Genomic DNA, 13,288 nt, shown 5'->3' with positions numbered 1-13,288 from the left:
TCATGCGGTGCACGGACTATAGGCGTTGTGCGGCGCGAAAAATAGCACGTTGCGACCATTCGCCGGGTGGCCGGCAAATCGGGTTTCCTCTTCGCGACCCTCGCGAACGACCTTTTTGGATGCTCCTGCTGCTGTCTTGATCAGCGGTTCCGCTGTTATAGAGGCAAAGCATTGTGCAGGGGGAGACAGGGCATGGACAGCGCGAAGACGCGGCAGGAACTGGCGTCGATCTTCCGGGAGGCGGTCGCCACGGCGCATCCCGCGGCGATCCTCGCGCCGCATCTGCCGCCACCCCCGGTTGGCCGCATCGTGATCCTCGCCGCCGGCAAGGCCGCCGCCTCGATGGCCGCTGCCGCCGTTGCCCATTACCGCGACAGCCACGGCGTCTCCGACGACCGCCTCGTCGGCCTCGCCGTCACGCGCGATGGCTACGCGCTGGATGCCGGTCCGATCGAGGTGGTCGAGGCAGGCCATCCGTTGCCGAATTCGAAGGGCCTCGAAGCCACCGGCCGGGTGCTCGAACTCGCCGGTTCGGCCGGCCCCGACGACCTCGTCCTCGCGCTGATCTCCGGCGGCGGCTCGGCCAACTGGCTGCTGCCGGCCGACGGCGTCAGCCTTGCCGACAAGCAGGCGGTGACGCGGGCCTTGCTGCGCAGCGGCGCCGGCATCGGCGAGATCAACTGCGTGCGCAAGCATCTGTCGCAGATCAAGGGCGGGCGCTTGGCCGGCGCCTGCGGCGGTGCGCCGCTGGTGACGCTGGCGATCTCGGACGTACCGGGCGACGATCCAAGCGTCATCGCCTCCGGACCGACCGTGCCGGACACGACGACGCTGGCCGACGCGCGGGCCATCGTCGAAAGGCGCGGGCTCGACCTGCCGGAATCCTGCCGCGCGGCGCTGGCTACGCAAGCCAACGAGACGCCCAAGCCGGGCGATCCGGCCTTCGCCGACACGAGCTACACCATCATCGCGACACCGGCGGCTTCGCTCGAGGCCGCGGCAAAGGCGGCATCGGCCCTCGGCTACCGCGTCGAAAGCCTCGGCGCCGACGTCGAGGGCGAGGCGCGTGACGTGGCTGGCGAGCACGCGAAGATGGCGCTGGCGGCGAAGGCGCGCGGCGAGCGCGTCGCGATCCTCTCGGGCGGCGAGCTGACGGTGACGATTCGCGGCGAAGGCGAGGGCGGTCCGAACCAGGAATATGCCCTGGCGCTGGCCATCGCCCTCTCCGGCGCATCGGGCATCGCCGCCCTGTCCGGCGACACGGACGGCACGGATGGCGGCACCGGACTGGCAAGCGACCCCGCCGGCGCCATCGTCCTGCCGGACACGCTGGCACGGGCGAAGGCGGCCGGCATCGACCCGGCCGTGTGCTTGGCCGCCAACGATTCTACCCGCTTCTTCCGCACCATCGGCGATCTCTTCGTGCCCGGGCCGACCCACACCAACGTCAACGATTGCCGGATCATCCTCGTCGGCTGATGGCGTTCCTGTGGACAGAGGCCGGTCTTTGCCGAAGCCACGCCGAGCAGCGTGCTAGGGTCTGTCGCAAGACGGCGGCGGCTGTGCCCGGTCGCCGTCCCAGCCACTGACCCTCACGCGGAAAGACTGTCCATGACGGTTGCCGTCGATCTCGGCACGACCCACACCGGCGAACCGGCGGAGCTCGATCTCGAGGAGCTGCTGTCGACGCGGCTCCTCGTCCAGGGCAATTCCGGGTCGGGCAAGTCGCATCTCTTGCGCCGACTGCTGGAGAAGAGTGCCGGCTGGGTGCAGCAGGCGATCATCGACCCGGAAGGCGATTTCGTCTCGCTGGCCGAGCGTTATGGCCATGTCGTCGTCGACGCCAACCGCACCCCGGCCGAGCTCACCCGGATTGCCGCGCGGATCCGCGAGCACCGCGCCTCTGTCGTATTGGATCTGGAAGGCCTCGACGCGGAGGTGCAGATGCTGTGCGCTGCGGCCTTCCTCAACGGCCTGTTCGATGCCGACCGCGCCCACTGGTTCCCGATGCTGATTGCCGTCGACGAGGCGCATCTCTTTGCGCCGGCGATGGCCGGCGAACACTCCGACGAGTCGCGCCGCGCCTCGCTCGGCGCCATGACCAACCTGATGTGCCGCGGCCGCAAGCGCGGCCTTGCCGGGGTCATCGCCACCCAGCGCCTCGCCAAGCTGGCCAAGAACGTCGCCGCGGAAGCCTCGAACTTCCTGATGGGGCGGACCTTCCTCGACATCGACATGGCCCGCGCCGCCGATCTGCTCGGCATGGACCGCCGGGCGGCGGAGCGCTTCCGCGACCTCGAGACCGGCAATTTCGTGGCGCTCGGACCGGCCCTGTCGCGCCGGCCGGTGGCGATCCGCATCGGCCCCGTGGAAACGGCCGGCCGCAGCGGCCGGCCGTCGCTGCTGCCGCTGCCGGAAACGCCGCGCGCGGCGATGGAGGACCTGATCTTCACCGCCGGGGCCAACGAGGCAGCGCCCGAGCGCCGGCCTGCGCCACGTCCGCAGGCGGCGCATGTCGGCACGCGCGAGCTCATGGAGCGCGTCGCCGCGGCACCGGCGCTGGCGGGCGCCGTCGATCCGGTCGACGACGATCCGCGCCCGGCGGAAGAGCGCGCGGCAGCCGTCGACCAGATCTTCGCCGAGATGCTGGAAGACCCGGACGCCGCGTTCCGGCCGGTGCCGGTGCTGTACCAGGAATTCCTCACCCATTGCCGGCTGAAGCGGCTGCGCGGCGTCGAGACCGACATGGCGGCGTTCCGGCGGCGCCTGTCGCTGGCGCGCGCCGGTGTCTCTACGGAAACCGAGGACGAGGCCTGGCAGGCGGTGATCGAGCGCGCCGGCGATCTGCCGGAGGAGATGCAGGGCGTCTACATGATGCTCGCCCGCGCCGCACGCGACGGATCGCAGTGTCCCACCGACGCGGCACTCGCCCAGGCCTATGGCAGCCATTCGCCGTCGCGCGGGCGCTTCCTGCTGGGGTTCATGGCCGAGCGCGGGCTGATTACCGCCGAGGCCGATTTTCGCGGCAACCGGGTGGTGACGATCGCCGGGACCGACTGGCGAACCTCGCTGCCGCAGGTCCGGCTGGACGCGCTCGACGAGGCGCGGGCGCGCCGGGCCGAGCGGCTGGCGCGCGGAGCGAGCTGAGCGCGGCGGTCACCACGAAGCCTGGAGTGCCTGTGCCGCCGCCGCTCGACCTTCGCTTTTACGTCACGCGACCAGATGACAGGCTGGCGCCCGTTGGCGCGTTATGAGATCAAGGAAAGCCCCAGGGCAGGTCCGTCGGGCGCGACGCGCCGGGCGCACGGGACGTGCTGGCCGCCCCCGCCGATTCTCCGGGTCGTGCCGCGGCGGCCGTGCCGGGTCCTGGCAGGCCCGACATCGTGCCACGAACGACAAGCTGGTTACCGATGTCCCATGTCGCGCTGATCTGCCCGCCCTTCCACAGTCACCTCCGTGTCTTCGAGGCGCTGGGCGGCGAGTTGCTGCGCCGCGGCCACCGCGTGACGTTCCTGCTCAACGCCGGAGCCTCGCCGTCTGCCGGCCCGCCGGGGCTGATGCGCCGCGAGACCGGCAGCCGTTCGGGTCGCGACATCGAGGCCCTGCTCGCCCGCGCCGCCCGTCCGACGGGGCCGCTCGGGATCCTGCGGACGGTCGCGGACGCTGCCGAACTCACCGACGAACTCTGCCGCGACGGCCCGGCGATCCTGACGGACATCGGCGCCGATGCCATCGTCGGCGACGCGATGGAACCGGCGGCGGGCCTTCTCGCCGACCATCTCGGCCTGCCGCATGTCTCGCTGTCGGCGGCCCTGCCGGTGCATCACGACCCGGCCGTGCCGCTGCCGTTCCTGTCCTGGTCCTACGATCCGAGCGAGCGGGGCATGAAGCGCAACCGCGGGGGCGAACGCGTCGCGCGCTTGCTGCTCACCCGCCAGCGGCGCACCATCGCGCGCTGGGCGGATGCGTTCGGGCTGCCGCCCCGCGACGGCTTGGCCGACTGCCTCTCGCGGGGGGCGCAGATCTCGCAGCTTGTTCCGAGCTTCGATTTTCCACGGGCGGCTGCGCCCCATCGCCACATGGTGGGGCCGCTGCGGGCCGGCCCGCGCGACGCGATCGCCAATGACGATGCGGGTGGAGGCCGGCCGCTGGTCTTCGCCTCGCTGGGCACGCTGCAGGGCCACCGGGTCGATATCTTCCGCGCCGTGGCGCGGGCCTGCCGCGACCTCGAAATCCGCTGTATCGTCGCCCATTGCGGTCGCCTGACCCCCAGCCAGGCCGCGCGGATCGACGCCGATCTGGTCACGGACTTCGTGCCGCAGGAGAAGATACTGCAGAGCGCCGCAGTTTGCGTTACCCATGCGGGGATGAACACGGTGCTGGATTCGCTGGCCGCGGGCGTGCCGATGCTGGCCATCCCAATTGCTTTCGACCAGCCGGGCATCGCCGCGCGGATCGTCCATCACGGCGTCGGCGAACGGCTCTCCCGCTTCCTCGTGTCGCCGGGCCGGGTGAAGGCATCACTTGCTCGGCTGCTCGCAGAGGCTAGTTTCCGGGATCGGGCCCGCGCCATCGGGCGCGACATCGCGACATCCGGTGGGGTGGGGCTGGCAGCGGACATCGTGGAGGAGGCGATCCTCGGCAGGGCGTCGCGGATCGAAATGGGGCGTAACGGATGACCGGGGGCGGAGAAGCAATGATCGACGTCGCCTTTGTCGGCGGGGGGCTGGCGAATGGACTGGCGGCGTATCGGCTGGCGACGACGCGCCCCGATCTGACCGTCCGGCTGTTCGAGGCCGGCGAGGCCGTCGGCGGCAACCACACCTGGTCCTATCACGAGGGCGACCTCGGACCCGGCGGGCATGAGTGGCTGGCGCCCTTCGTCACCTATCGCTGGAACGCCTACGAAGTGCGGTTCCCGGACCGAAGCCGCCGGGTTGGAACGGGCTATCGGAGCGTCGCCTCGGAGCGGTTCCGCGAGGTTCTGGAGGCGACGCTGGGCGACGCGATCGAAACCGGCGCGCGGGTTCGCGACGTCACCCCCGACAGCGTCGTGCTCGATGGCCGCGTGGTCCAGGCCCGCTGCGTGATCGACGGGCGCGGCCACTCGCCGAGCCCGCATCTGCGGCTAGGCTTCCAGAAGTTTCTCGGCCAGGAGCTTGAGCTGACGGCGCCGCACGGCCTGCCGCAGCCGATCATCATGGACGCCACCGTCGCCCAGGCCGACGGCTATCGTTTCGTCTACGTCCTGCCGCTGACGCCGACCCGGCTGCTCGTCGAGGACACCTATTACGCCGACGGCCCGGATTTCGACGAGGACCGGCTGCGCGGATCGATCGATGCCTATCTGAAGGCCCATGGCTGGGTCGCCCGGACGGTGCTCCGCGAGGAGCGGGGCGTGCTGCCGATCGCCATCGACGGCGATATCGAGGCGTTCTGGGACGACAAGAACAGCGTCGCGGCCAGTGGCCTCGCCGCCGGCCTGTTTCACCCGACGACCGGCTACTCGCTACCCGACGCGGTGAGGCTCGCCGATCTTCTCGCCGGCCTGCCGGAGCTTTCCGGTGCGGCGGTCTTCGCCGCGACCCGCCGCCACGCCGTCGAGACGTGGCACGCGCGTGGCTTCTTTCGCATGCTCAACCGGCTGCTCTTCTTCGCCGGGGTTTCCTCCAAACGGTACAAGATCCTGCAGCATTTCTATCGCCTGCCCGACCCGCTCGTTTCCCGCTTCTACGCGGCGCAGTTGCGGACCTTCGACAAGGTCAAAATCCTGACCGGCCGGCCGCCCGTGCCCTTCGGCAACGCGCTGAAGGTGCTGGCGCGCCATCGCCTGACCGGGGAACTGGCATGACCGGCCCATCGAATGGCGCCGGCAAGAGCGGGCCCAGCGCCGTGGTCGTCGGCTCGGGCTTCGGCGGGCTGGCACTCGCAGTGCGCCTGCAGTCGGCGGGCTTCAGCACCACGCTGATCGAGAAGCGCGACAAGCCGGGCGGGCGCGCCTATGTCTACGAGGATCAGGGCTTCACCTTCGATGCCGGCCCGACCGTCATCACCGACCCGGACTCCCTCGAGGAACTGTTCGCGGCGTCCGGGCGCCGCATGGCCGATTACGTCGAGCTGCTGCCGGTCTCGCCATTCTACCAGCTGCGCTGGGAAGACGGCGTCAGCTTCGACTATGTGAACGATCAGGAATCGCTGGACCGGCAGATCGCCGCGCTCAACCCGGCCGACGTCGCCGGCTATCGCCGCTTCCTCGCCTACTCGAAGGAAGTGTACCACGAGGGCTACGAGAAGCTCGGAACCGTTCCCTTCCTCTCCTTCCGCGACATGATCCGCGCCGGGCCGCAGCTCGCCCGGCTGCAGGCCTGGCGGAGCGTCTATGCCAAGGTCTCCGAGTTCATCGAGGAGGAGCACCTGCGGCAGGCATTCTCGTTCCATTCGCTGCTGGTCGGCGGCAATCCCTTCGCGACGTCTTCGATCTACGCGCTGATCCACGCGCTGGAGCGCAAGGGCGGTGTCTGGTTTCCGCGCGGCGGCACCGGAGCCCTGGTGCGCGGTCTGGTCAGGCTGTTCGAGGAGATCGGCGGCCGCATTGAACTCTCGGCCGAGGTCGCCAAGATCGAAATCGAGAGCGGGCGGGCGAAAGCCGTGCTGCTCAAGGACGGCCGGCGCTTTGCCGCCGACGTCGTCGCCTCCAATGCCGATGTCGTCCACACCTACGACACGCTGCTCGCCGGCAACGCGCGCGGCAAGGCGGAAGCCAAGCGGCTTAAGGGCCGGCGTTTCTCGATGTCGCTGTTCGTCATCTATTTCGGCCTGAAGACCCACCGGCCGGACATCCAGCATCACACGGTCTGCTTCGGCGCGCGCTACCGCGATCTCATCTCCGAAATCTTCAAGGGGCCGAAGCTGGCCGACGACTTCTCGCTCTACATGCACAATCCCTGCGTGACCGATCCGTCGCTGGCGCCGGAGGGTGCCGGCAGCTTCTACGTGCTGTCGCCGGTACCGCATCTCGGCAATGCCGACATCGACTGGGACGTCGAAGGGCCGCGCTACCGCGACCGTATCCTCGACTATCTCGAGGAGCGCTACATTCCGAACCTCAAGGCAGACCTCGTGACGAGCCGCATCTTCACCCCGTTCGACTTCCGCGACGAACTCAACGCGCATGTCGGCTCGGCCTTCTCGCTCGACCCGGTGCTTACCCAGAGCGCCTGGTTCCGGCCGCACAACCGCGACCGCGACATCGCCAATCTCTATCTGGTCGGCGCCGGAACCCATCCTGGCGCCGGCGTGCCGGGCGTCATCGGCTCGGCCAAGGCGACGGCCGGGCTGATGATCGCCGATGCCGGGCTCTGAGGCGCTGATGTCGGTATCAACACCTCTCGCCGTGCCGCTCGATCCGATCGCCCGCGCCGACCTTGCCGCCATGGCCGAGGACGCCATCGCCAAGGGGTCAAAGAGCTTCGCCGCCGCGGCCAAGCTCTTCGACCCTGAGACCCGCCGCAGCGCCATGATGCTCTATGCCTGGTGCCGGCATTGCGACGACGCCATCGACGGCCAGGTGCTGGGCTTCGCGCGGCGGCCCGACAGCGAGGCATCGCGGCCGGACGAACGCATGGCGAAGCTGGAAAGCGAGACGCTGGCGGCGCTGGCCGGTAAGCCGATCAGCGATCCCTGCTTCGAGGCGATCGGCGATGTCGCGGCGCGCCACCAGCTGCCGCCGGCGCTCCTGACGCAGCATCTCGCCGGCTACCGGATGGATGTCGACGGCCGACGCTACGAGACGATCACCGACACGCTCGACTATTGCTACCATGTGGCCGGCGTGGTCGGCGTGATGATGTCGATGGTGATGGGCGTGCGGGAGGAGGCGACGCTCGACCGGGCATCGGATCTCGGCATCGCCTTTCAGCTGACCAATATCGCGCGCGACATCGTCGAGGATGCGCGCGCCGGCCGCATCTATCTGCCCGAAGAGTGGCTGGCGGAAGCCGATCTTCGCCCCGGCGACGTTGTCGACCCGCGCCAGCGGCCGGTGGTGGCGCTGCTCGCCAACCGGCTGGTCGACCTCGCCGAGCCCTATTACGCCTCGGCCTTCCATGGCCTCAAGGACCTGCCGCCGCGCTCCGCCTGGGCAGTTGCCACCGCCCACGGCGTCTACCGGGAGATCGGCCTGCAGGTGAAGGCGCTGGGGGCTTCGGCGTGGGATCAGCGCGTCTCCACCGGCCGCCGCCAGAAACTGCGCCACGTGACGCTGGGCGCCGCCCGGGCCGCGATGTCGCGCCGCGCCGCGCCGCAGGCGCGCTCGCCGGATCTCTGGACCCGACCACGGCTCGGCGACGCCTGATCGAGGCGAGACGGCGCGCCTCGGCGGCCGTCATTCGCAGCGGCGGACATCATTGCCTGGTGGCGCCCGCGTCTGCACCCGTGTCGCGCCGGCGCCCGGCCGCGACCGTGCCTTCGGTGCGCAGCTGCCGGGTCAACTCCTCGATTGGCGGGGCTTAGCGGAAGCCGAAGGAACCCCCCCGTCCTTGCCCTTGACCGTCTGGTGCAGCCGATGTGCCTGCACCAAGCGTTTGGCGTAGCCCTTTGTGCGGGATGTGCCGGAACGGCCCGCGCTGATGCACCAGACCGTCATGGACGATGAAGTGGAACGCGCCATAGAGCGTGATGCCGGTCGCGACCGCCCCGACGATCAAATAGCCGTAGCTGGCAACGACGAACAGCGAGATCGCGAAAGCGGCGAAGGCCACGGCGTAGAGATCGTTCTTCTCGAACCAGCCTTCGCGTTCCTCGTGGTGCGAATGGTGCCAGCCCCAGCCCCAACTGTGCATGATGTATTGGGGCGCGGCCCATGCGAAGACTTCCATTCCGAGGAAGACCGCAAAGGGGATGGCCGCGAGAACCGGCCAGTCCGTCGTCTCCATCCTGCCTATCTGGCGCCGGCTTCCTGCTCGCGCAAGCCGGCCTCGCTGCCCGCCGCCTCGGCCATGCGGGCACGCAGCGTCGTGTCGAAGATCGCGCCGACCAGGATATGCATCCGACCGGCGGGCCCGAACACGTCGTTCAGCCGCGCATGCGCGGTCTCCACGTGGCGATCGATGCGGTGGACGACGGACGGCCGCCCGAGCATCGAGACGATGGTCGACTTGCCGACATCCTTGCCGATGTCCTTGCCGATGGTGATCGCGCTGGAGCCGCCGTCGAGGAGGTCGTCCAGCAGCTGGAAGGCGTGGCCGAGTTCGGCCGCGAATTCCCGCAGCCGGGTCCGCGTCATGGCATCGGCGCCGGCGACCACAGCGCCGATCTCCACCGCGGCGGAGAACAGCGAGCCGGTCTTCAGCCCGTTGGCGACCGCGATGTCGGCGACCGGGCGCGCGGCGCGCCCGCCGCGCAGATCCTCGAACTGCCCGCCAACCAGGCCGCCCACCCCGACAGCACGTGTCAGCAGGCGAATGCACTCGGTCCGCGCTGCCGGCGGCAGCGTCTCGATCGTCGTCAGCATCTCGAAGGCGCCGGCCAGCACCCCGATGGAGGCCAGCACGGCGACATCCTCGCCATAGGTGATGTGAACGGCCGGCTGGCCGCGCCGCATCGTCGCATCGTCCATCGACGGCAGGTCGTCGAGAATCAGCGAGGCGGCGTGCACCATCTCCACCGCGCAGCCGGCGTCGATGGCGGGGCCGAGATTCCCCCCCAGATCCTCCGCGGCGATCGCGGTCATCAGCGGCCGCAGCCGCTTGCCGGGCGCCAGGACACTGGCCGCAATGGCCGCGTCCAGCTGGGTCTGGCCGGGGAGTGCCCGCGGGATGAGATCGGCCAGTCGCTGGTCGATCTTGCGGACATAGACGGCGACGCCGCTCTTGAGGTCCACTGTCATGGCGAAATGACTGCCTTGAAGTCAAACAAACTTGTCACTGTCCATTCGTACACGAAATCCGATAGGGAATGCTAACACGAACCGCGCGAGATGCGACGGCCATCGGTCGGTTCAATTACAACTGCGACGATAGGACTGGCATGCAGGGTACGGAACGGGGCGGGTCGTCGTCGACGGGCGATATCGGGGCGCGCAAGAGCGATCATCTCGACATCGTGCTTGCCCCTTCGCTCGCTTCGCAGCGCGCCGCCAGCGGTTTTGCCCGTGTCGTCTTCGAACATGTCGCGCTGCCCGAGCTGTCGCTGGCCGAAATCGACCTGTCCACCGAGTTCCTTGGCCGACGGCTTCGGGCGCCCCTGCTGATAAGTTCGATGACCGGCGGGCCGGAGCGCGCCGCCCGAATCAACGCCCATCTTGCGGAAGCCGCCGAGGAACTGGGCATCGCCCTCGCCGTCGGTTCGCAGCGAATCGCTCTGGAGGGCCGCGCCTCCGGCGGTCTCGACCGCTCGCTGCGGCGGCTCGCGCCGAGCATTCCGATCCTTGCCAATGTCGGCGGCGCGCAGCTCGTCCTCGGCTATGGCCGCGACGAAGCCGAGCGTGCCGTCGACATGATCGGTGCCGACGCGTTGATCATCCACCTCAACCCGCTGCAGGAAGCCCTGCAGGAAGGCGGCGACACCGACTGGCGCGGCGTGCTGGCAGCGATCGAGGCGCTCGTCGCCGTGCTGTCCGTGCCTGTGGTGGTCAAGGAGGTCGGGGCGGGAATTTCGGGGGCTATCGCCCGGCGCCTGGTCGATGCCGGCGTCCACGCCGTCGACGTGGCCGGGGCGGGCGGCACGAGCTGGGCAGCCGTCGAAGCCGAGCGGACATCGGACCCGGCGCGACGCGACACGGCGCTGCTGTTTGCCGGCTGGGGCATCCCGACCGCCGACGCTATTCTCGGTGTCCGTCAGGCCTGTCCGGAAGCGCTTCTCATCGGCTCCGGCGGGATTGCCAACGGCCTCGATGTGGCCCGGGCGATTCGCCTCGGCGCCGATCTGGCCGGCCAGGCGGCCGCGGGCCTTGCCAGCGCCGATCATTCGGCGGAGGCGACGGCGCTACACTTTCGCACGGTGATCGACCAGCTGCGGGTCGCCTGCTTCTGCACCGGCTCGGCAGACCTCGCCGCCCTGCGCCAGGCAAGGCTCGTCGAAACGCCGGCTACGGGCTGAGCAAGCCATCGTCGGTCGAAAGCCGTTCCTTCGCACCGGACAGCGAATCGGGCGGGTAGAGCCGGTCGATGAGCGGCAGATGCCGCGCGCCGCGCTGCACCAGGAAATCCATGAAGGCAAGTTCGGCCGGCGCCGTCATCCGTTCGCGCCGGCTTACCCCGTACCATTTACGCCGGATCGGCATGTCGGCGACGTCGAGGATCACCAGCCGCCCCATCTCCACCTCGAACGCGATCGTGTGGGCGGAGATGAAGGCGATGCCGAGCCCGGCCATCACCGCCTGCTTGATCGTCTCGTTCGAGCCCATCTCGGCCGACGCAGCTTCGAGGCCATCCGGATAGGCGGCAAAGAAGATCTCGAGCGACGAACGCGTGCCCGATCCCGGCTCGCGGATGATGATCGTCTCCTCCAGCAGCCGCTCGCGGCTGATATCGCGCTCGCGGGCCAGCGGATGATCCGGCGGGGCGATCATCACCAGCGGATGATCGCCGAAGAAGGTCGACGTCACCGGAAACTCGACCGGCGGCCGGCCCATCAGCGCGATGTCCGACTGATAGGCCTTGAGATCGGCGATGATCGCCAGCCGGTTGCCGACGGTCAGCTTGATCTCGATGTCGGGGAAGGACTGCCGAAACGCCGCGATCAGCCGCGGCGCGAAATATTTCGCCGTGGAGACGGCGCCGAGCCGGATCGTGCCGGAGCGCACGCCCTTGATCGCGCCCACCTCGTCGCCCAGCGCCCGCAGGCTCGTCTCGACAGCATTGGCGGCGTTGAGTACGGCAGAGCCGGCCGCCGTCAGGCGCATGCCGTCATTGGTCCGGGTGAAGAGTGGCAGACCGACATCGTCCTCGAGCTGCTTTATCTGTAGTGTCACGGCCGGCGCGGTGAGGCCGAGCTGGCGTGCCGCAGCGGCGATCGTCCGATGTCGGACGATGGCCTGGACGGAACGAAGCTGGCGAAGTGTGAGGTTTCGCATGCCCACCCGTTAGACAAATTTACCGGTGCGGTAAAGATATTAAATTTTACTTATGGCTCACTGCTGTCCAGTGTTCACGTGGATGAACGGGGACGCAGAGCCTCGACATCCCAGGAGGAAACCCATGACATCGTCTCTCGACGCCTATCTCGGCTCGCAATGCGATTCCGACCCGACGCGGCGGCAGGTCGCCGAGACGATCCGGCAATTGTGCGCCGCTTCGGTCAAGGTCCGCAACACGATCACCAACGGCTCGGCCAGCGAGCATCTCGGCGCGTCCCGCGACGCGATGAATGCCGGCGGTGACGTCCAGAAGGAGCTCGACGTCGTCGCCGACCGGCTGTTCCTGGATGCGGCCAAGGCAGCCGGGATCGCCTATTTCGGCTCGGAAGAGCAGGACGAGGCGATCGTCATCGACAGGGACGGTGCGCTGGCCCTCGCCATCGACCCGCTCGACGGCTCGTCCAACATCGAGACGAATGTCTCGATCGGCACCATCTTCTCGATCCTGCCGGTCACCGACGCGCACCGCGGCGATCCAAAGTCGGCGTTCCTGCAGCCGGGCTCGCGCCAGCTGGCGGCCGGCTTCTTCATCTACGGGCCGCAGCTGCTGCTCGTCCTGTCGGTCGGCAACGGCACGCACGTCTTCATCTTCTCGTCGAGCTTCGGTGGCTTCGTCGAGCTGATCGGCTCGGTCTCGATCCCCGAGCGGGCCAGCGAATTCGCCATCAACGCCTCCAACTACCGCCACTGGGAGCCGCAGATCCGCTCCTATATCGACGATTGCCTGGCCGGCGCCGAAGGGCCGCGCGAGCGCGACTTCAACATGCGCTGGATCGGCTCGATGGTCGCCGACTGCTACCGCATCCTCGTGCGCGGCGGCGTCTTCCTCTACCCGGGCGATGCGCGCAAGGGTTACGCCAAGGGGCGCCTGCGCCACGTCTACGAGGCGAGCCCGGTGGCCTTCTGCGTCGAGCATGCCGGTGGCAGCGCCACCGACGGGCTGCACCGCATCCTCGACATCGTGCCGGACAGCCTGCATGCGCGCACGTCGCTGGTGTTCGGCGGCAAGCGCGAGGTCGCGCGGATTGCCCGCTACATGGCCGATCCGGCGGAGCTGAGCGAACGCTCGCCGCTGTTCGGCAAGAGAAGCCTGTTCAGGGCCTGAGACGACGAGAATACGCCGGAGCGAAGGGGCGCTCCGGCGCCGGGAGG

11 protein-coding genes are annotated in these 13,288 nt (G+C 69.0%); 8 read left to right on the top strand and 3 right to left on the bottom strand.

Annotation, left to right across the window (positions count from 1 at the left end):
• Positions 1-192: 192 nt before the first annotated feature.
• From GTW51_RS04935 to GTW51_RS04910, 6 genes are all read left to right on the top strand, one after another.
• A complete protein-coding gene (locus tag GTW51_RS04935; protein WP_163042793.1) occupies positions 193-1,479 on the top strand; it encodes a glycerate kinase type-2 family protein in 1,287 nt (428 codons plus the stop codon).
• A gap of 132 nt (positions 1,480-1,611) precedes the next feature.
• Positions 1,612-3,147 (top strand): helicase HerA domain-containing protein, encoded by a 1,536-nt coding sequence (locus tag GTW51_RS04930; RefSeq protein ID WP_163042792.1) that lies wholly within the window; start codon positions 1,612-1,614, stop codon positions 3,145-3,147.
• A 263-nt stretch (positions 3,148-3,410) separates the two neighbouring features.
• Complete coding sequence (locus GTW51_RS04925; RefSeq protein WP_163042791.1) at positions 3,411-4,679, top strand: glycosyltransferase; 1,269 nt, start codon at positions 3,411-3,413, stop codon at positions 4,677-4,679.
• 17 nt (positions 4,680-4,696) lie between these two features.
• The gene (crtY, locus tag GTW51_RS04920) at positions 4,697-5,851 is read left to right on the top strand and encodes a lycopene beta-cyclase CrtY (protein ID WP_246232643.1); all 1,155 of its coding nucleotides are present in this window, start codon (positions 4,697-4,699) and stop codon (positions 5,849-5,851) included.
• On the top strand, positions 5,848-7,362 hold the full coding sequence (locus GTW51_RS04915) for a phytoene desaturase (RefSeq protein ID WP_163042789.1): 1,515 nt from the start codon (positions 5,848-5,850) through the stop codon (positions 7,360-7,362). Before crtY ends, GTW51_RS04915 begins: the two co-directional genes overlap by 4 nt.
• Positions 7,349-8,353 carry a phytoene/squalene synthase family protein gene (locus GTW51_RS04910; protein WP_246232641.1) on the top strand — a complete coding sequence of 335 codons (1,005 nt, stop codon included), beginning with the start codon at positions 7,349-7,351 and terminating at the stop codon, positions 8,351-8,353. The genes GTW51_RS04915 and GTW51_RS04910 overlap by 14 nt, the downstream gene beginning before the upstream one ends.
• A 154-nt stretch (positions 8,354-8,507) precedes the next feature.
• Here the strand turns inward: GTW51_RS04910 and GTW51_RS04905 are convergent, their stop codons facing one another.
• Together GTW51_RS04905 and GTW51_RS04900 are read right to left on the bottom strand one after the other, a co-directional pair.
• Positions 8,508-8,933 carry a sterol desaturase family protein gene (locus GTW51_RS04905; RefSeq protein WP_203565895.1) on the bottom strand — a complete coding sequence of 142 codons (426 nt, stop codon included), beginning with the start codon at positions 8,931-8,933 and terminating at the stop codon, positions 8,508-8,510.
• A 5-nt stretch (positions 8,934-8,938) separates the two neighbouring features.
• Positions 8,939-9,886, bottom strand: a complete 948-nt coding sequence (locus tag GTW51_RS04900) for a polyprenyl synthetase family protein (protein ID WP_163042788.1) — start codon at positions 9,884-9,886, stop codon at positions 8,939-8,941.
• Positions 9,887-10,026: 140 nt separating this feature from the next.
• Here GTW51_RS04900 and fni point away from each other — a divergent pair, with 140 nt between their 5' ends.
• Entirely contained in the window at positions 10,027-11,097 is a 1,071-nt protein-coding gene (fni, locus tag GTW51_RS04895; protein ID WP_163042787.1) for a type 2 isopentenyl-diphosphate Delta-isomerase, read from the top strand.
• Here fni and GTW51_RS04890 read toward each other — a convergent pair.
• Positions 11,087-12,073 (bottom strand): LysR family transcriptional regulator, encoded by a 987-nt coding sequence (locus tag GTW51_RS04890; RefSeq protein ID WP_163042786.1) that lies wholly within the window; start codon positions 12,071-12,073, stop codon positions 11,087-11,089. The two genes, fni and GTW51_RS04890, sit on opposite strands and share 11 nt — an antisense overlap.
• A 124-nt stretch (positions 12,074-12,197) precedes the next feature.
• Between GTW51_RS04890 and GTW51_RS04885 the strand changes: the two genes are divergently transcribed.
• On the top strand, positions 12,198-13,241 hold the full coding sequence (locus GTW51_RS04885; RefSeq protein WP_163042785.1) for a class 1 fructose-bisphosphatase: 1,044 nt from the start codon (positions 12,198-12,200) through the stop codon (positions 13,239-13,241).
• Positions 13,242-13,288 lie beyond the last annotated feature (47 nt).

The organism is Aurantimonas aggregata, assembly GCF_010500835.1.
In the GTDB taxonomy this organism is placed as follows: Bacteria; Pseudomonadota; Alphaproteobacteria; order Rhizobiales; family Rhizobiaceae; genus Aurantimonas; species Aurantimonas aggregata.
The sequence above is the reverse complement of the archived record's forward strand: the minus strand, read 5'-3'. Positions and strand labels throughout refer to the sequence as shown.

Bases quoted from the DNA above. Each gene is read 5' to 3' on its own strand.
- GTW51_RS04935 (WP_163042793.1), top strand. From the start codon at position 193: ATGGACAGCGCGAAGACGCGGCAGGAACTGGCGTCGATCTTCCGGGAG.
- GTW51_RS04930 (WP_163042792.1), top strand. From the start codon at position 1,612: ATGACGGTTGCCGTCGATCTCGGCACGACCCACACCGGCGAACCGGCG.
- GTW51_RS04925 (WP_163042791.1), top strand. From the start codon at position 3,411: ATGTCCCATGTCGCGCTGATCTGCCCGCCCTTCCACAGTCACCTCCGT.
- crtY (WP_246232643.1), top strand. From the start codon at position 4,697: ATGATCGACGTCGCCTTTGTCGGCGGGGGGCTGGCGAATGGACTGGCG.
- GTW51_RS04915 (WP_163042789.1), top strand. From the start codon at position 5,848: ATGACCGGCCCATCGAATGGCGCCGGCAAGAGCGGGCCCAGCGCCGTG.
- GTW51_RS04910 (WP_246232641.1), top strand. From the start codon at position 7,349: ATGCCGGGCTCTGAGGCGCTGATGTCGGTATCAACACCTCTCGCCGTG.
- GTW51_RS04905 (WP_203565895.1), bottom strand. From the start codon at position 8,933: ATGGAGACGACGGACTGGCCGGTTCTCGCGGCCATCCCCTTTGCGGTC.
- GTW51_RS04900 (WP_163042788.1), bottom strand. From the start codon at position 9,886: ATGACAGTGGACCTCAAGAGCGGCGTCGCCGTCTATGTCCGCAAGATC.
- fni (WP_163042787.1), top strand. From the start codon at position 10,027: ATGCAGGGTACGGAACGGGGCGGGTCGTCGTCGACGGGCGATATCGGG.
- GTW51_RS04890 (WP_163042786.1), bottom strand. From the start codon at position 12,073: ATGCGAAACCTCACACTTCGCCAGCTTCGTTCCGTCCAGGCCATCGTC.
- GTW51_RS04885 (WP_163042785.1), top strand. From the start codon at position 12,198: ATGACATCGTCTCTCGACGCCTATCTCGGCTCGCAATGCGATTCCGAC.